The 16,837-nt window shown below is 68.9% G+C and carries 16 protein-coding genes and 1 pseudogene; 8 read left to right on the forward strand and 9 right to left on the reverse strand.

Going from position 1 to position 16,837, the window contains the following annotated elements; translation table 11 throughout:
- Positions 1-93 precede the first annotated feature (93 nt).
- Positions 94-4,563 (forward strand): HAD-IC family P-type ATPase, encoded by a 4,470-nt coding sequence (locus ACGFIA_RS25145; RefSeq protein WP_357474883.1) that lies wholly within the window; start codon positions 94-96, stop codon positions 4,561-4,563.
- On the opposite strand, the gene ACGFIA_RS25150 is transcribed toward ACGFIA_RS25145, so the two are convergent.
- A complete protein-coding gene (locus ACGFIA_RS25150; protein WP_357474927.1) occupies positions 4,560-5,507 on the reverse strand; it encodes an L-threonylcarbamoyladenylate synthase in 948 nt (315 codons plus the stop codon). The two genes, ACGFIA_RS25145 and ACGFIA_RS25150, sit on opposite strands and share 4 nt — an antisense overlap.
- A 114-nt stretch (positions 5,508-5,621) precedes the next feature.
- Positions 5,622-6,218 carry a helix-turn-helix domain-containing protein gene (locus ACGFIA_RS25155; RefSeq protein WP_393262428.1) on the reverse strand — a complete coding sequence of 199 codons (597 nt, stop codon included), beginning with the start codon at positions 6,216-6,218 and terminating at the stop codon, positions 5,622-5,624.
- A 65-nt stretch (positions 6,219-6,283) separates the two neighbouring features.
- Here ACGFIA_RS25155 and ACGFIA_RS25160 point away from each other — a divergent pair, with 65 nt between their 5' ends.
- A complete protein-coding gene (locus ACGFIA_RS25160; protein ID WP_357474877.1) occupies positions 6,284-6,874 on the forward strand; it encodes a dienelactone hydrolase family protein in 591 nt (196 codons plus the stop codon).
- A 3-nt stretch (positions 6,875-6,877) separates the two neighbouring features.
- Here the strand turns inward: ACGFIA_RS25160 and ACGFIA_RS25165 are convergent, their stop codons facing one another.
- The 4 genes from ACGFIA_RS25165 to ACGFIA_RS25180 are packed head-to-tail and all read right to left on the reverse strand — an operon-like array spanning position 6,878 to position 8,847.
- A complete protein-coding gene (locus ACGFIA_RS25165) occupies positions 6,878-7,558 on the reverse strand; it encodes a hypothetical protein (protein WP_357474874.1) in 681 nt (226 codons plus the stop codon).
- Between the two features lie 41 nt (positions 7,559-7,599).
- On the reverse strand, positions 7,600-8,175 hold the full coding sequence (locus ACGFIA_RS25170; RefSeq protein WP_357500333.1) for a hypothetical protein: 576 nt from the start codon (positions 8,173-8,175) through the stop codon (positions 7,600-7,602).
- On the reverse strand, positions 8,159-8,545 hold the full coding sequence (locus ACGFIA_RS25175; protein ID WP_120572498.1) for a VOC family protein: 387 nt from the start codon (positions 8,543-8,545) through the stop codon (positions 8,159-8,161). Before ACGFIA_RS25175 ends, ACGFIA_RS25170 begins: the two co-directional genes overlap by 17 nt.
- On the reverse strand, positions 8,542-8,847 hold the full coding sequence (locus ACGFIA_RS25180) for a helix-turn-helix domain-containing protein (protein ID WP_357382310.1): 306 nt from the start codon (positions 8,845-8,847) through the stop codon (positions 8,542-8,544). The genes ACGFIA_RS25175 and ACGFIA_RS25180 overlap by 4 nt, the downstream gene beginning before the upstream one ends.
- 51 nt (positions 8,848-8,898) lie before the next feature.
- On the opposite strand from ACGFIA_RS25180, the gene ACGFIA_RS25185 reads away from it, so the two are divergent.
- Together ACGFIA_RS25185 and ACGFIA_RS25190 are read left to right on the forward strand one after the other, a co-directional pair.
- Positions 8,899-9,435, forward strand: coding sequence for an ATP-binding protein (locus ACGFIA_RS25185; protein ID WP_357478243.1), 537 nt, complete (start codon positions 8,899-8,901; stop codon positions 9,433-9,435).
- A 162-nt stretch (positions 9,436-9,597) separates the two neighbouring features.
- Positions 9,598-9,969: pseudogene (locus ACGFIA_RS25190) on the forward strand (LPXTG cell wall anchor domain-containing protein); the annotation flags it as partial.
- A gap of 83 nt (positions 9,970-10,052) precedes the next feature.
- On the opposite strand, the gene ACGFIA_RS25195 reads toward ACGFIA_RS25190, so the two are convergent.
- The gene (locus ACGFIA_RS25195) at positions 10,053-10,472 is read right to left on the reverse strand and encodes an ester cyclase (RefSeq protein ID WP_393262432.1); all 420 of its coding nucleotides are present in this window, start codon (positions 10,470-10,472) and stop codon (positions 10,053-10,055) included.
- Positions 10,473-10,846: 374 nt separating this feature from the next.
- On the opposite strand from ACGFIA_RS25195, the gene ACGFIA_RS25200 reads away from it, so the two are divergent.
- A complete protein-coding gene (locus ACGFIA_RS25200) occupies positions 10,847-11,206 on the forward strand; it encodes a hypothetical protein (RefSeq protein WP_357382179.1) in 360 nt (119 codons plus the stop codon).
- 51 nt (positions 11,207-11,257) lie between these two features.
- Here ACGFIA_RS25200 and ACGFIA_RS25205 read toward each other — a convergent pair whose 3' ends face one another.
- On the reverse strand, positions 11,258-11,485 hold the full coding sequence (locus ACGFIA_RS25205) for a hypothetical protein (RefSeq protein ID WP_357382177.1): 228 nt from the start codon (positions 11,483-11,485) through the stop codon (positions 11,258-11,260).
- A gap of 851 nt (positions 11,486-12,336) precedes the next feature.
- Positions 12,337-13,353: an HNH endonuclease gene (locus ACGFIA_RS25210; protein WP_197494956.1), complete on the reverse strand. Its 1,017-nt coding sequence runs from the start codon at positions 13,351-13,353 to the stop codon at positions 12,337-12,339.
- 154 nt (positions 13,354-13,507) lie between these two features.
- Here ACGFIA_RS25210 and ACGFIA_RS25215 point away from each other — a divergent pair, with 154 nt between their 5' ends.
- The 3 genes from ACGFIA_RS25215 to ACGFIA_RS25225 all read left to right on the forward strand — a co-directional run bounded on the left by ACGFIA_RS25215 (position 13,508) and on the right by ACGFIA_RS25225 (position 16,699).
- Complete coding sequence (locus ACGFIA_RS25215; protein ID WP_157539151.1) at positions 13,508-14,101, forward strand: hypothetical protein; 594 nt, start codon at positions 13,508-13,510, stop codon at positions 14,099-14,101.
- On the forward strand, positions 14,101-15,540 hold the full coding sequence (locus ACGFIA_RS25220) for a hypothetical protein (RefSeq protein ID WP_157539152.1): 1,440 nt from the start codon (positions 14,101-14,103) through the stop codon (positions 15,538-15,540). The genes ACGFIA_RS25215 and ACGFIA_RS25220 overlap by 1 nt, the downstream gene beginning before the upstream one ends.
- Before the next feature lie 430 nt (positions 15,541-15,970).
- Positions 15,971-16,699, forward strand: coding sequence for an SLATT domain-containing protein (locus ACGFIA_RS25225; protein ID WP_231915608.1), 729 nt, complete (start codon positions 15,971-15,973; stop codon positions 16,697-16,699).
- The last annotated feature ends 138 nt before the right edge of the window (positions 16,700-16,837 follow it).

The following is a 16,837-nucleotide window of genomic DNA, read 5'->3' on the forward strand; positions in this document are numbered from 1 at the left end:
CGGCGGCGCACGACCGGAAACTTCTGCCGTCGGGGTGGCATGACGGACGCCGCGCCGGGAAGTCGGGCCGCCGGGACGAGACCGGGAGGCGAGATGGCGCTGGGACGGTTCGCCGGCCTCCTGCTGTCGCCGACGGCCGTACCGGGAGCGGCCGCGCGCGTCGCGCGTACCGTCGGGTCGGCCCTGCCCACCGACGCCGTGCCCGCCAAGGTCACCGAGGTCGCGGGCAGCGTCGGTACGGCGGCGGCCCGGCTGGCCCGCCTCACCGGGCTGACCAGTCGCCGGGTGTGGTCGCAGGACGGCCGGCACCACATCGAGGTGCACGGCGTCTGCCAGGACGGCGGTGACCGGCTGGCCCGCCAGGTCGAGGCGGCGCTGGAGTCGATGCCGGGTGTGACCTGGGCACGGGTCAACGCGCCGTCGGGCCGGGTGGTGGTGGCCACCGGGGATCCGGCGCCGAAGCTGCGCGACCTGATCGCCACGGTGGCGCGCGTCGAGCGGACCTGCCCGTACGAGCCGGACCCGGAGATCGAACCGCCGCAGCCGCCCGAGGACGGTCCGCGTACCGCGCGGACGTTCGGCGCGCTGCTGTCCGACGTGCTCGGGTTGAGCATCTCCGCGGCCACCCGTGTCCTGCCGCTCACTCCCATCCCCGCCGAGGTGGCCGGGCTGCTCGGCGCTGTCGACCTGCACCCGAAGCTGCACGCGCTGGCCGGCCTGGGGATCCGCGCCGACCCGCGCGCCGAGGTGCTGTTCCCGCTGGCCGAGGCGGTGGTGCAGGGTCTCACCGGCGGCTGGGCGGGCATCGTGCTCGACGGCGCGCAGCGCGTGGTGCAGTGGGGCGAGGGCGCCGCGCAACTGGCCGCGTGGCGGCGGGCCGAACCGCACCTGACCGGTGACCCGGAGCGGGCTGTGGCCCGGGTGCCTGACGGCGAGCGGCCCTGCCCGGTGCCGGACGGGCAGCCCGAGCGGTACGCCAAGCGCGTGCTCCCGGCCGGCGCGGTCGCCGGAGCGGCGGCGCTGCCGGTGCTGGGGCCGAAGCGGGCCGCCGCGCTGGCGCTGTCCTCGCTGCCGAAGGCGCCCGGCTCCGGCCGCGAGGGGTACGGCGCCCAGCTCGGCCGGATGCTCGCCCGGCGCGGCGTGATCGCGATGGACCGTAGCGTGCTGCGGGAGCTGGACCGGATCGACACGGTGGTGCTCGACGCGGCGGTGCTCGGTTCGGACCGTGGTGTCCTGGCCGACCTCGCGCCGCTGGCCGACGCCGACACCGGGCAGGTCGCCGCCCGGGCGTTCGCGTTGTTCGACCCGGCCGAGCCGGACGCGGTACGCGCCGCCGAGGGCTGGCGGATCGGCCCGCTGGACCGCCTCGGCGCCGACGATCCCGGTGACACCCCGGACAGCGCCCGGCTGCGCGCCGACGGTGGACGGCTGCTCGGGCTCGCCGAGAACGGCCGGCTCGCCGCCGTGCTGCGGGTCGAGCCGGAGCCCGCGCCGGGTGTGGACGCGCTGGCGTCGGCCGCCCGGCAGGCGGGCCTGCGGCTCGTGGTCGGCGGCGCGGACGACGGCCGGTACGACTTCGCGGACCTGCTCGTACCCGGTGGTTCCCGGCTCGCCGACGCGGTGCACGACCTGCAACGCGAGGGCGCCGTGGTGATGGTGGTCTCCGGTGAGCGGTCGGCACTAGCCGCCTCGGACTGCGGCCTCGGCGTGTACGGCCCGGACGACCTGCCGCCGTGGGGCGCGCACCTGCTGGTCGGTGACGACCTGCGGATACCCGCCCTGCTCGTCGACGCCGCCGGGGTGGCCCGCCGGATGACAGCGCAGAACGTCCGGATCGCCATGGCCGGCAGTGGGCTCGGCGCACTCGGCGCGTTCACCGCGGACCGGCGGCGGCTGCCCCGCCCGACCCTGGCGGCGGTCAACGGCGCGGCGGCGCTCGCGTTCGCGCACGGCGTGCTCCGGGCGCACCGGCTGCCGGACCGTACCGGCGCCCCGATGCCCGCGCTCACCGCCTGGCATCTCATGCCGGCGCAGACCGTCCTGGACCAGCTCGCCACCGACCCGTCAGGGCTGGCCGAGGAGGAGGCGGTCCGTCGCCGCCGGGTCGAGGTCGGGGACGAGCGCGGCCCGGCCGGGCTGTTCCGCGCGTTCGTGGAGGAGCTGTCCAACCCGCTCACCCCGGTGCTGGCCGCCGGTGCGGTGCTCTCCGCCGCGTTCGGCTCGCTGGTCGACGCCGCCCTGGTCGGCGGCGTGGTGGGCGGGTCGGCGCTGGTCGGCGCGGTGCACCAGCGCAACACCGAACGGTCGCTGGCCGAGTTGCTGTCCCGTTCGGCGGTCACCGCCCGGGTGCTGCGCGACGGCGCCGAGCGGGTGGTGCCCGCCGAGGAACTGGTACGCGGTGACGTGATCACGGTCAGCTCCGGGGACGCCGTACCGGCGGACTGCCGGGTGCTGACGAGCGACGGACTGGAGGCGGACGAGTCGTCACTGACCGGCGAGTCGCTGCCGGTGCGCAAGAGCCCGGAACCCGTGGTGGCGGCGGCCGTCGCGGAACGGCACTCGATGCTGTTCGAGGGCACCACAGTGGCCGCCGGGCACGGCACCGCTGTGGTGGTGGCGACCGGCGCGGAGACCGAGGCCGGACGGAGTCTCGCCATGGCGCGGCAGGCCCCGCCCGCGAGTGGCGTGGAGGCGCGGCTGGGCAAGCTGACAAGCAGCGCCGTACCCCTGGCGGCCGCCTCGGCGATCGCTGTCGCCGGGGCGGGGCTGCTTCGGGGCGTACCCCTTGCCGAAACGGCGGCGACCGCCGCGAACCTGGCCGTGGCGTCGGTGCCGGAGGGGTTGCCGTTCCTGGTCAGCGCCGCGCAGCTGGCGGCGGCGCGGCGGCTGGCCGAGCACGGCGCCCTGGTCCGCAACCCCCGGACCATCGAGGCGCTGGGCCGGGTCGACGTGCTCTGCTTCGACAAGACCGGCACGCTCACCGAGGGGAAGCTGCTGCTGGCCGGGGTGGGCACTGGCGACGGCCGGTACGCCGTGCTCGACGAACTGGACGACCCGCTCCGGTCGACGCTGGCCGCCGCGGTGCGGGCCACCCCGGCCGCGGACGACCCGGACGAGTTGCCGCAGCAGACCGACCGGGCGGTACGCCACGGCGCGGACGCCGCCGGGGTCACCGAGCGGACCGGTGCGGCGGACTGGGCCGCCACGGCCGGGCTGCCGTTCGAGCCGTCCCGGGGCTACAGCGCCACCGTCGGCCGGACCGCCGGCGGGCTGCTGCTGAGCGTGAAGGGCGCACCCGAGTCGGTGCTGCCGCGCTGCGCGTCCCGGCGCACCGCCGAGGGTGACCGGCCGCTTGACGCGGCCGGGCGCGAGGAGGTGCAGGCGATGCTGGCCGGGCGGGCTGGTGCCGGGCACCGCGTCCTGGCCGTGGCCGAGTGCCCGGTCGCCACCGAGCAGGTCAGCGACGAGCAGGTCGACGGCCTGGTCTTCGTGGGTTTCCTGACCCTGGCCGACGGGGTGCGGGACAGCGCCCGGCCGGCGGTGGCCCGGATCCGCGCCGCGGGCGTGCACACCGTCATGATCACCGGCGACCACCCGGCCACGGCCGAGGCGATCGCCGCCACCATCAGCCCGGACGACGGCAGCCAGCGCGTCGTCACCGCCACCGACCTGGACCGGCTGGACGACGCCGCGCTCGCCGAGCGCCTGATGGCCACCGACGTGGTGGCGCGCTGCACGCCCGCGCACAAGGTACGCATCATCCAGGCGTTGCAGCGCCAGGACCGCACTGTCGCGATGACCGGTGACGGCGCCAACGACGCCCCGGCGATCCGCCTCGCCGACGTCGGCATCGCGCTCGGCCAGCGCGGCACTCCCGCCGCCCGCGCCGCCGCCGACCTGGTGGTCACCGACGACCGGCTGGAGACGATCATCGCCACGCTGGTCGAGGGCCGGGCCATGTGGTCGTCCGTCCGGCACGCGCTGAGCATCCTGGTCGGCGGCAACCTCGGCGAGATCGCGTTCAGCGTGCTCAGCGCCGCCGCGACCGGCCGGTCCGCCCTGGGCGGCCGGCAGTTGCTGCTGGTCAACCTGCTCACCGACCTGGCACCCGCGCTCGCCATCGCGGTCCGCCCACCCGCCGACGACAGCGCCGACCACCTGCTGCGGGAGGGGCCGGACTCCTCGCTCGGCGTCACCATGACCCGGGAGATCGGGCTACGCGCCGCGTCGACCACGCTGGGCGCGACGGCCGGCTGGACGATCGCCAGGTGGACCGGTACCCAGCGTCGCGCCAGCACCGTCGCGCTCGCCTCCCTGATCGGCACCCAGCTCGGGCAGACGGTGCTGGCCGGCGGCACCAGCCCCAGCGTGCTCGCCGCCACCGCCGCGTCGGTGGGCGTGCTGGTGGCGGTGGTGCAGACGCCGGGCGTCAGCCAGTTCTTCGGCTGCACCCCGCTCGGCCCGGTGGGCTGGACCATCGCCACCGGCTCGGCGCTCGGCGCGACGTTCGCCAACGGCACGCTGACCAAGTTGATGGACCGCCTGCCGCAGCCCGGTTCTTAGTGCCAGGTGGCGGCGGCCCGGCGCAGCCTGTCGTTCACCGCCCGACCCACGCCGGTCTCCGGCACCGCCTCGGCGACGATCTCGGTCACCCCGGCCGCGTCCAGCCGGTGCAGCGCGTCGAACAGGCGTGCCGCCGCCGCGGTCACGTCGCCGTCGGGCGACAGCACCTCCACCGCCGCCCAGTCACCCTCCGCCGGTGGCTCCCGGAAGGCCAGGAACCCCCGCCGGCCACCGCCGGGCTCGGCCGCCGCGCCCAACCGCAACGGGGTACGCGGGGCGTAGTGCGCGGCGAGCGTCCCGGGCGCGACCGGCTGACCGGAGCTGCCCTGGCGCACCTCGACCGGGCCGACCGCCTCGACGAGCGCCTCGATCGGCAGCGCCCCCAGCCGCAGCACCACCGGCCGCTCGCCCCGGGCGTCCACGATCGTCGACTCGATGCCGCACCGGGTGGGACCGCCGTCGAGCACCACGTCCACCGCGCCGCCCAGCCCGGCCACCACGTGCTCGGCGCGGGTGGGGCTGAGCTGGCCGAACCGGTTGGCGCTCGGCGCGGCCACCGGCACACCGGCCGCCGCGATCAGCGCCCGCGCCGACGGCTCGTCCGGCACCCGTACCGCCATGGTGTCCAGGCCGGAGGTGACGATCGGTGGGATGGTCTCCGGCCGGTCCACGATCAGGGTGAGCGGACCGGGCCAGAAGCGCTTCGCCAGCTCGGCCACCGCCGCCGGCACCTCGCCCACCAGCGCGGCCAGGTCGGCGGCGTCGGCGAGGTGGCTGATCAGCGGGTCGAAGCTGGGCCGGGCCTTCGCCTCGAAGATCCGCGCGGCGGCCCGGGCGTCGAGCGCGTTGGCGCCGAGCCCGTAGACCGTCTCGGTGGGGAAGGCGACCAGCCCGCCGGCGCGCAGGACGGCGGCTGCCTCGTCGATGCCGCTCTCGGCCGGCAGGACGCGCGGGGATCCGGTGCTCACGCTTCCGACGCTAGCCTGCCGGGTTCGCCGCCCCGGCAAGACCCCGTCGGCGGCCTCAGCCCGGCTCGGTGACAGCTCAACGGCTCGGGCTCAGTCGGTCCGGCCGCGGTCCGTGTCCGGGTCCGTGTCCGGCAGCGTGGGCGCGTCGGTCGGGTAGAGGCCGGCGGCGAAGCCGTACACCTGGTCGCCGGCCCGGGGGATCTGGGTGAACCGCCGGGCCAGCGCCTGGACCTCCGCCCAGAACTCCCGGACGTCCTCGATCGGGATACGGGCGTGCACGAGCGTGCAGCGCAGCTCGTCGGCGGCGTGCGCGGCGGCGGACTCGGCGGCCGCCTCGGCGAGCCCGTTGATTCCGGCGGCCACCCGTTTGTCCTCGGGCCGGCTGAGCGCGCCGACGTAGTAGGTGCGGGCGACACGCCCGTAGAACCGCTCCTCGATGGCGCGTACCCGGCGGGTCCGCACCACGCGCAGCAGACCGGCGTCCACCAGTTGGTTCACGTGGTAGGCCACGCTGCTCTTGGGCCGGCCGACGGCGACGGCCAGGTCGTTGACCGTGGCGGCACGCTCCAGGAGCAGCTCCAGCAGCGTGCTCCGCAGCGGGTCGGCGAGCGCGCGCAACTGCTCCGGTGCGGTGACCACGAGCAGGTCGTCGAGGTCGTAGTCCGGGATCCGCTGATTGACCGACATTTCTCGACCGTTCTAATATTCTGGTTCGTTCGACAACTCTGGTTCGACAATCCAGGAGTGTAGTGATGGCCGAGATCGTGCTCTTCCACCACATTCAAGGGCTCACGGACGGGGTACGCGCGCTCGCTGACTCGCTGCGCTCCGGTGGGCACACCGTCCACACCCCCGACCTGTTCGACGGCGAACAGCCGGCCACCATCGAGGACGGCGCCGCGCTGACCAAGCGGATCGGCGGCGACGTCCTCGACCAGCGCGCGGACGCGTTCGTCGCCGACCTGCCCGCCGGCCTCGTCTACGCGGGCGTGTCCTTCGGCGCCGCGACCGCCCAGCGGCTCGCCCAGACCCGGGCCGGGGCCCGGGCCGCGCTGCTCTACGAGGCCTGCCTGCCGGTGACCGGCGAGTGGGCGATCGGTCCGTGGCCCGACGGGGTGGCGGTACAGGTGCACGGCATGGAGCAGGATCCGTTCTTCGGGCTGGAAGGCGACGTGGACGCCGCCCGTGAGCTGGTGTCGATCGTCGGTCCCGAGCGCGGCGAGCTGTACGTCTACCCCGGCGACCGGCACCTGTTCACCGACAGTTCCCTGCCCTCGTACGACGCCGAGGCGACCGCTCTGGTGATCAGCCGTAGCCGCGAACTTCTCGACCGGCTCGGCTGACGCCTACCCGTCGCCCCGCAGCCGCGCCAACTGGGCCGCGTACTCGGCGTCGGTCAGCGCCCCACGCTCGTACTGCCGGGTCAGCGCGTGGATGTCGCGCCGCCGCCCGGCGCTCGGCGCGGGCGGGCGGGTCCGGCCCGGACGGTCGGCGCGGACCTGGTCCGGCGCCGGGCCCGCCGGCCCGCGCCGCTCCGGGGGCCGGGCGTTGCGGTGGCACTCCCGCAGGGTCGCGAGGATCTCGTCGTAGTGCTCCGGCCAGGTGACCAGCCGGGTCAGCTCCAGGCGGAACGGCCGGATGATGGCGCCGGACTGGATCGGCGTCTGCACCGGCGCGCCGTCGATCCGCTCGATGACGATCGCGTCGCGGCCCATGTCCAGGCCCACTATCGAACCCGTACCGCTGTGGATCTCCACGACCGACGCCCACGGCACTGTGGTCGTGTGGAACAGCGAGCGCGAGCGTACGCCGACGGGGCTCACCCAGACGCCGAGCATCGCGCGGCGGGCCCAGACGACCAGACCGGCGGCGGTCCAAGCCGCAGCGAACGCCGCCATCGGGACCGGATAGACGCCGCGAACGCCCGTGACCACGAAGAACACCAGGAAAGCGGCCGTCCCCACCACCGCGCACATCGCGCCGGAGGTGGTCAGGTCCAGCGAGTACGGGCGCCGCCACACCGTCATGCCGTCAGGGTGACCGACCGTGTCCAGCGGTTCCCGCCGAGTCAACGTCCTCTCGCCAGTTCCTCCACCTCGGCGAGGCTCGCGACCCGGTCACACTCGTCGGCGGTCAGCTTGTTGATCAGCGCCTTCGCCGCCTGGGCCTGGGGAGTCGTGGGCAGGGCGCCGGCCAGCAGGTCCGGCAGCACCAGCTCGTAGCCGGCCCGGGCCCGTGGCGAGTAGCGATGCCGGTTTCGGGTCACCGCCGTTGCCACCCGCAGCGCGTGCTCGTTGCCGGGCGGCACCTGCGGGCGGTCCCGCTCCCGGGCGCCGAACCGCATCCGGTCGCGGAACTCGCACGTCGCACACGTCACCGGTCCGGCGGCCAGTCGCGCCCCGCAGTCGGGACAGGTCAGCCGGTCCACCGCACCGTCAACGGTCCGCCAGTCGTACGCCCCGGGGTCGTCCACGACGAGCCAGGCCAGCTCGCGTTCCTCCGGTGAGCCCGCGGCGACGTCCAGCTCATCGCGCAGCCGTGCCCAGGCGTCCCGGATCTCGCCCTCCAGGCGGGTCACCGCGGCCGCCAACTCCGGGCTCCGCCACGAACCGGCCACCGTCGGCCCGCTACCGGTACTGTGCAATCTGGATCAGGTTGCCGCAGGTGTCGTCGAACACGGCGGTGGTCACCGGGCCCATGTCGACCGGCTCCTGGGTGAACAGCACGCCGAGGCCGCGCAGCCGGTCGTGCTCGGCGGCCACGTCGTCGACGGCGAACTGCGTCAGCGGGATTCCGTCGCCGGCGAGCGCCTCCTTGAACGCCTTGGCGGCCGGGTGCGCGTCGGGTTCCAGCAGCAACTCCACGCCGTCCGGGGCGTCCGGCGACACCACAGTCAGCCAGCGGTACTCCCCGGTCGGCACGTCCGTCTTTTTCACGAAACCGAGCACCTCGGTGTAGAAGCGCAGGGCCTTCGCCTGGTCGTCGACGTACACGCTGGTGAGGTTGATTCTCATGGGTTCTCCTGGGTGGGTGCGGCGGACCTGAGCCATCGCTCGGTGATCGATCGCAGCGGCCGGGTGTCGAGGTGGTGGAACTTGTAGCGGCCCTGCCGCCGCGTGACGAGCAGGCCGGCGGCCTCCAGGACGTCGAGGTGCTGGGAGATCGCCTGCCGGGACGAGGTGACCTGGTGCTTGGTGGCCAGCCGGCCGCAGATCTCGAACAGGGTCTGACCGTCGCGCTCGGTCAGCTCGTCGAGGATCAGGCGGCGGGTGGGATCGGCCAGCGCCTGGTACAGGTCGCCCACGGCACCCACGATAGGCAAGCAGCGGCTTGCCTATCAAGAGGTTTACCGCAATCGGAGGACGTCATGCCCGGATACATCCTCACCGGCGCTCCCGGCTCCGGTAAGACAGCGATCCTGCGCCACCTGGAGGTCGACGGGTACCACATCGTGGAGGAGGCCGCGACCGACGTGATCGCGCTGCGCCAGGCACTCGGGCGGCCGGAGCCGTGGCGTGAGCCGGACTTCGCCGAGCAGGTGCTGGATCTCCAGCGGGAGCGCTGCCGCCGAGCCGAGCTGTTTGGCGGCGACGTGGTGTTCCACGATCGCTCACCCGTTTGCACGCTCGCGTTGTGCCGTCACCTAGGGTTGACGCCGCCACCCGCCCTGCTCGACGAGATCGAGGGTATGACGACGGAGCGGACCGTCTTCTTCATACGGAATCAGGGTTTCGTCGAGGCGACCGCCGCGCGTCGGATCACCTTCGAGGAGTCGCTCGTCTTCGAACGCGTCCATGAACTGACGTACCGGGAGGCGGGATTCGACCTCGTCGACGTGCTGGCGGGCCCACTGGCGAACCGGATGGCGGCGATAAAAGAGGCAGTTGATCGGCTGTGCCCTTAGCGAATTCGCACACGATCGACCACGTCAATGCCCTTGCTTTCCGGACCGACGCCGGTAACATCTCCATGTTTTGATCTACACGGGGAGAAAAGTCCACATGCAATGGAAGATTCCGGCCGGTGCCCTGGTGGCGCTGGCCTTTTTGATTCCGGCGGCGCCGGCAGCGGCGCAAACCGCAGCGCCGCGCAGAAGGTACTCGACAACCCGTCGGTCGAGGTATACCTCGCGTACCTGAACAACGGCCTGTACGAGGCTCGTGCGCTCGACTGCGCGTCCCAGCCGACGCCGACTCCGACTCCGACGCCGTCTCGGCCCACGCCCACACCGACCGCGACGCCCAGCGCCACGTCGACCGTCGTACCGCCCGTCACTCCCTCCGCCAGCCTCGGCGCGCCCGGTGGTGGTGAGGGCGGCGGGCTACCCGTGACCGGCACCGACATCGCGACCGTGGCCGGCGTCGGCGGGGCGCTTCTGCTCCTCGGTGGCGCCAGCTACGTCATCGGACGCCGACGTCGTTCCCGCTTCGTCGCATAGTTGCCCGGGTGCGCCCAGCTCGATGCTTCATCGGCTGGGCGCACCGCGTTTCAGGATTCCCCGCCTGCTGGAGCCGCGAAGCGTCAGCCGGCGAGTTGACGCCGCACCGAGTCGGTGTCCATCAGGTACGACATGAACTTGAACTTGCCGTCCTGGACCCGGTAGAAGGCGGTCTCGGTGAACGACACCGATTTGCCGGTGGCCGTCAGACCGTTCCACTCCTTGACCGGGGTGCCCGTGTCGACGAGCCGAGCGGCGATTCGATCACCCTCGACGACGACGTCCTGGATCTCCCAGTGGAGGTCCGGCACCGCTTCCACGTGCTTGTAGAACTCGGCCACCATGTCGGCCATCTTGACCGAGGTGCCGTTCATGATGACCTCCTCGTGGGCGAAGTCCGCCATGCGGGCGAACTCCCGCTTGTTGGCCAGCTCGACGTACCGCAGGTAGAAGTCCCGCAGTTCCTGGGTGGACATGCCTGCATCCGTCGCGGTGGAGCTCATGATCGGTCTTCCTCATCTGTTGATGCCGGCCCGTGTCCCCGGGCCGATCACTGGAGCGAGTTTTTGTACCGCTCGGTTCTGCAACGACCGTACCAGGGTTCTGTACCGATCGGTCCATGATCAGGATCATGTTCTGTACCGATCGGTAGGGCACCGGCTCCGATTCCGTCCTCACCGGCAGTACGTGCGGAGAAACCCGTTGTCGTAGGTAGTGCCGCCCGTCGAGCATGGCCGCTGTGAGCCGAAGCCTCCGAACAGATTCCCGCTCCCGCCAGGCACTCCGGCGGGCGCCCCGGCTCGACCGGGTGCGGATCCACGTTCACGCACCGCGGCCCGGGTTCGCGCACCCGGCGAGCGGACAAGACGTTCGCGACGTGCTGGAGACCCTCGGGTCCTGGGCGTGGTACGGGTTGCGCGCTGTCGAGCTGCGGCAGACCGAGGACTTCCGGCCCGGATTCGTCGTCTACGGCAGGACCCGAGTGCCAGGCGAGATCGTCCTCTACGAGCAACCGCTATCGAAAGCCGCATCGTTGCGGGACTTCATGCGGTTCGACGTACTGCTGCACGAGCTCGGGCATCACGTGCTCCAACACCGCAGCCGGAAGGTCGGCCGGGTGCGACGCCGATCAGATCATGAACGGTTCGCCGAGGCTTTCGCTGATCGATGGAAGCCGACTGCCCAGGCGGCACTCGACACGGCCGCATCAACAGCCGCTGGTGATCAGACGACGTGATGTGGTGGAGCCCAGCGGACTGTCGTGTCTCTGTCCGTGCCCCGGCTGCTGTCAATCGTCTCGCCGATCTCGGCAATCGCAGCGGTTCATCAAGCCGGGGTACGTATCCAGCCGCCCATCGATCCGATGCACCAGGAGGCGGCCGTCTTCGATCCAGATCGTCTCGCCGGCGTTCAAGAGGACTGGGCGGTCCGGCACGAAGTGGCGCCAGCGGTCAATCAGCGTCAGGCGGTCGGCCCGCTCGCGCGATGCCGACGGCTCCCGCCTAGCCATGGTCATGCTCGACAGCCACCAACCGGGGAAAGTGCTGGTGGAGCCCAGGGGACTCGAACCCCTAACCCCTGCCTTGCAAAGATCAAGACTTCTGTCGGTCGGTGTCGGTGACTACTGCTGACGTGCTCGTCTTGTCGCCTGCCGTCGGCCCTAGGCTGGCTTCGTCGGCGGGCTTGGCTGTACTGATGGCTGTACAGCCAGACCTCTTCGTCTCGATCATCGAGTGTCATCCGGTGCCGTCTCGTGCAGCTGGCCATAGCTGCGCTGCCCCTGCTCGTGCGGTCCGCCGGCGCCCAGTGACGACGCGCCGGCCGCCTTCTGGCTGCTCTTCCCGCCCAGAGGCCAGGTTCGCTGGGTCCTGCCGTCCGCGCCGATCATCGCCGACAAGGTCCGTGTGACAGCGCAGGTAGAATGGAGAGCGAAGGGCTGCCTTGTACTCGATTCCCGAACCCCTTGGGGCGGCTGGTGCCTACCGGTCGCGAGAAGTTCGCCAAGATCATGAAGGCCGCGCTGCCCGCCCTTGCATTCGTGCTGCTGCTGACGGTCTCTGCTCTTGTGGGAGGAGTTGACGCGATGATCTGCAACCTACTCATCAACATCGCCTCGGCTCTCGTGACCGGGAGTCGGGTAGAGGGCAGCCCTTCCCTCTAAGCCCGGCCTGTTCGAGGCTCTGTACAGCCACCCTCTGATCCCTAGCTCCGGGCGATGGAGTCCGGTCGGGCTGCTCGTGCCGTTGACCGGTGGATGGCAGTCCCTCGCGGGATGCTGGGGGCCGCCCGGTTGCTGTACTTCGGTCGGATGGCTATACAGCCTTTCGTGCCAGTCGCCTCGACTACCCGCGAATGGTCAAGCCCATCTCACGGCCGGTGGTGGTTGATCAGCGCGATGAGCTCATCGGGAGTAAGCCAGGGCGAGGATCGGTGGATCATCCGGTGGCAGTTGGAGCACAGCAGCATGAGGTCTTCCGGCCGGGTGCGAGTGGGGCCGCTGGCATGCAGGGGTGTGCGGTGATGGCACTCGATGTAGTCGGCGCCGCGATCCCCGTACATCCTCTGAAAATCGAAACCGCAGGCTTCGCAGGCGACCGCCGCATGTCGGCGCTTGTATGCCTCAATGACCTTCCGGCGAAGCTTCGGGTCCCGCTCGCGCCGAAGGTGCAGCCGCTGGAGCACTCGCCCCTCGTCCGCACTGAGGCCGTCTAGGTCCACGTCTGCCACGTCCGCTGGTTCGGCTGACCCGTTCAGGATCGCTTGCCGGATTGCAAGGGCCTGCTGCTCCATCTCATCCGGTCGGTCCAGGAAGGCCATGAGCACCTCACGGTCGTGCCGGCCTCCATTGGTTGGCTTCCCGGTGTAGTCCGGATGCTGGGTAGCGATGTCAGCAGTCTTGCGGGCCACACCGTTAGGGTTGCGGAAGTCCTGCCTACGGTCCTCCATCGGGTGCGCTGTGTAGAGCTGGAGTAGCTCAGACAGTTCGCTCACCCGGGCATCGTTGCGCGTCAGCCACCGCCAGCCGTTGTCCCGCACAAGCGCGCAGGCCAGTACAACCTCGTCCCACGTCCACGGTGGGTTGCGGTGGGTTCGGGTGGCAAAGCCAAGCCGTCGGAGGTGATGGACGACGCTCGCCTCTCCTCCAGTAAAATCACCAGCGCGCAGGAACATCTCTTGGCTCACGCCGTGCGCATAGCCCATGATCGGCTTCGAGTCGTACGTGCGGCCGTTGACCTCTAGGAAGTACGTCCGGGCCGTCCCGAAGCCGTATCTATCCAGGAACGCATCTCGACCTAACCTGTCGAACTCATCGACGGCAGCGAGAACATCAGATCGCGTCACGTCACGAAGACCCACGGCGAGATGGTAGATGGTGGCCTCCACCTGGACCTTCCGCCGGTCCGTTTCGTCCCCTGCGGCTAGCGTACGCAGGGCCACCTGGGCCAGTCCGTCAGGTTCGCCAAGCGCCCGGCCAGACTTGGAAGCCACGTGGTTCCCCGACTAGCCCGAGGCTTCCGTGATCGGTACGCTACGAAACGTGTCGGGGGAAGAGACTCAAGCCAAGGGGGCAGATGGCGCCCGACGCGCGAAGTTCTGGCTAGAGTCAACCACGCGCGTAAACGTTCAGTGGGTCAACCCTCATCCCGTCGCCGTGCCGAAACTTACATTCAAGTGGCACACCGGGTCACCTTTCTCGTTTGATCTCGGCGGCGTGCTTCTAGGTGAAGACCTTCATGGGCAAGAGTTTCTTGCCGAATGCAAGAAATATGAAAAGCCATCAGATCAGGGAAGTTTATACGTCAAGTATCTGGCGCAGTGCTATCGAGCTTACAGTGAACGTCCCGATCGTTGCGACAATTTTTTTTGGATCACCTGGTCGCCCTTCAGCTCTACTCGCTGGGATGAGTTGCTGACGGCGAGCTACGTTCGCGAGGCTGTGCTTACACATCACCAGAAGGTATTTGGCACGGCAAACGCAGAGGAAGCCAGAGCTCAGGTGAGCGACGATCTATGTAAGGATGTCGCAAACAGGCTGTGGATGATAGTCTTGACGGATCGACAAGAGAAGCTCCAGCTTACTCGGGAGCACCTCGGCGTAATCCGAAAGTTTGACACCGAGAGGGGGTTATAGTGAGACAGCTCGAATATGCAGGTCAGATTGCGCAGGCCCTTTCTCTGGAGCAGCCCAGCGATAGCGTTGAGGGTGTCAAAGAGGCCGTCATTCGTGAGCTCACTACACTTGACCCCCGAATGGTCATCCGACGAACCGAGTACTTCAATCACTCGTTCATTCCAGACCTAGTGGCATCTTGGCCCGGTAACGCTCGGGCAGGCGAACGATACATTTACCTCAAATTCAATGATGAAATTGACTACCTCCTTGATGACATGACCCTTGTCAAGGACAGCCAACCCATCATTTTCGGTTTGAGCAATACGCCTCGCGAACAAAACGGGAGTTCTGCCCAGGACCTTTTCGAGACATCCGCACAGAGTAATACCTTGGTGACGGACGCGGCTGGCGTCGAGACACTCATAGACCGCGGCAATTCCCGTTTTCTGGACCTGGCCACCTCTACGTTGACGCAAGGCGGCCGGGGCCTTGTAGATGCTCCCATGGCTGCTAGTGCTGTCGAGAACCTGGCCGAGGGGTTCGAAGGTGCGCGCCATACCGACAGGCTCCTGACTCGACGAGCGACCAGCACAGTAGAGTTACTTTTTGATCCAACCCATGCGGATCGGCTGAATCGCCTGCTGCAGGCGGTCTGGATTGGATCCGGAGGGCGTCTCGAAGACTTCCCAGGACGCCGCGACGAGACGGCAGAGCTTCCGGACGATATCCTTCAGTTTCTACTCGACTACGAGGAGATCCCGGATGATGACTTCTGGCGCAGGCTCGGTAGGCGGGTAACAGTTGGGCAACTTTGCAGGCTAGCAATTCCGGATGGCTCACGGAACCTCGACCGCCTAATGGGTGTAAACGCTAAGACCTACTGGTCTCGCGCGTGTCGTATTAGGCGGCACGGGACGGCACTTTTCACTCGCCAACGTAGCGCTCCGCACTGGGCAGTCGACCGTGGACTGTTAGCATATCGCGCTTCGCTCTACGCTGCATACCTGGCCGAGAGCATTGAACACTTGGACGAAGTCACGCCGGACCATAATGCTGGCATCTTGGTGGAGGAGCTCAGACGCCGCGCCGATGGCATCGCCTTGAATGCCTTGGACTTCTCGGCAGGAGGCAGGGTCGTCAAGTACTCCTCAGAGTCGGAGGAGGATATTGCAGATGACGCGGCAATCGAAGAGATTGAGAGATCACTGCACGGTGATGTTTTGATCAAGAGGGCGAGCGTTACGTTGAAGAACGGCCGCCGCCTCTCATGCGACTTCACCACGAATACGATTACTGGCCGTACTACGAGTAAGCCCAAGATTCCCGAGCTACTCCATGCGGCAATTATGCTTCTCCGCGGAAACGATCCAGCCGAGCAAGCTGTGCTTAATTCCATCCCAGGTTTGGATGAGGACGTGCAACTTAGCTTCGATTTTGGCAAATCGGCTGGCTTGTAGAGGACACCTTCGCCTACCCCGTTGTTGCCATCCCGTCTGTCGCCGACCCACACACCGCGGAGCGGGCGAGGGCCAGGGTGACAAGGTGGAGCGCCCTACCGGCCAAGTCTCAATGGCGGTTGTCAAGCGCGGGCGCCGCCGGGCGGGGGCGGCCTTGGGATACCCATGGACTCTCACCGCAAGCCAGCAACGGCGCCGCGCATCAGAAGGGACTGTGTCAGATTGCAGACAGGCCAGTCGAGGTGGCTGGGCACCGCTGGTATACCCGCGTGACGGCAGTAGCGATCAAGACACCGGGGTCCTTATGACGACGACATCACCTTCAGGCTCCGAGCGGCATCCTGAATCGGCGCATGGCCGAGTTGAACAACTCCTATCCCTCACAAGTCAGATTCTAAAGCTTGAGAGCGATATTAGAACGATTCGACTCTTGAATGCCGGCGTCTTAGTCGGTGTCCTGCTAGGACCGGCCGCGCTTCTGTTGATGATTATTGCCACGATCGCAACGTATGAGACTTTCGATTTAGGCCGCGCAAACAAAACGGCTGCCCCCCTCATGATCGTTGCCGCCGCCTGCGGCCTCGCCTGCAGCATCTACCGCCTAGAGCACTTCAGAAACGGTGCCAGCGGCCTGAAGCTTCAGCTCGCACTGCTTCGCGAGCGCCGACGACTGAGGGCCGCCGACCTGACCTTAGAGGCTCGTTACACCCGGAGCGCATATAAAGAGGAGATAGCGGGCGACTTAGAGCGACTTAGGCGAGAGAGTAGATATTACCGCCGAATTCACAATGCCTTTCAAGCAATCATCATTGTCGGCTCACTTGCAACGACGACGGCGTCAGGGATAGCGCTCGATAGCAGCCCCTTGCAATGGGTCGTTGTGGCTACCAGCTTTTCCGTCGGATTGGCTGCGGGGTTCACCGGATACTTCAAGTACCGAGAGCGCGGCTTTTACTTGCAGCAGACCGCCGACGCGATTGAGCAGGAGTGGGCAGCCGCCCAGCTTTCGATCTTTCGCTATAGGAACCTAGGCGAGGATGAGCAACTGGCATCCCTCGTGGAAGAAGTCGAAAAGCTGAAGTCCGAGCAGCGTAAGCGCGAGCAAAGCCTTGACCAACCCTCGGGCCATGTCCGAGATGGCGCCGCCAACGCCCAGTGAGGCGTAGAGCGTCCGAAGCTAATGCAGCCCGCGCCCGGCCACACAAAGATCAAGACTGCGCACCTACGCGCGTCCGCCTCATGCCATCCCGTCTGCCGCCGACCCACACTCCGTGGAGCGGGCCAGGGCCAGGGTGAC

The organism is Micromonospora sp. NPDC049203, assembly GCF_043197215.1.
Classification (GTDB): domain Bacteria; phylum Actinomycetota; class Actinomycetes; order Mycobacteriales; family Micromonosporaceae; genus Micromonospora.

Excerpts from the sequence above, each read along its gene's own strand:
- ACGFIA_RS25155 (WP_393262428.1), bottom strand. The coding sequence starts at position 6,218 with ATGTCGGTCAATCAGCGGATCCCGGACTACGACCTCGACGACCTGCTC.
- ACGFIA_RS25145 (WP_357474883.1), top strand. The coding sequence starts at position 94 with ATGGCGCTGGGACGGTTCGCCGGCCTCCTGCTGTCGCCGACGGCCGTA.
- ACGFIA_RS25165 (WP_357474874.1), bottom strand. The coding sequence starts at position 7,558 with ATGACGGTGTGGCGGCGCCCGTACTCGCTGGACCTGACCACCTCCGGC.
- ACGFIA_RS25195 (WP_393262432.1), bottom strand. The coding sequence starts at position 10,472 with ATGAGCTCCACCGCGACGGATGCAGGCATGTCCACCCAGGAACTGCGG.
- ACGFIA_RS25185 (WP_357478243.1), top strand. The coding sequence starts at position 8,899 with ATGCCCGGATACATCCTCACCGGCGCTCCCGGCTCCGGTAAGACAGCG.
- ACGFIA_RS25160 (WP_357474877.1), top strand. The coding sequence starts at position 6,284 with ATGGCCGAGATCGTGCTCTTCCACCACATTCAAGGGCTCACGGACGGG.
- ACGFIA_RS25175 (WP_120572498.1), bottom strand. The coding sequence starts at position 8,545 with ATGAGAATCAACCTCACCAGCGTGTACGTCGACGACCAGGCGAAGGCC.
- ACGFIA_RS25205 (WP_357382177.1), bottom strand. The coding sequence starts at position 11,485 with ATGACCATGGCTAGGCGGGAGCCGTCGGCATCGCGCGAGCGGGCCGAC.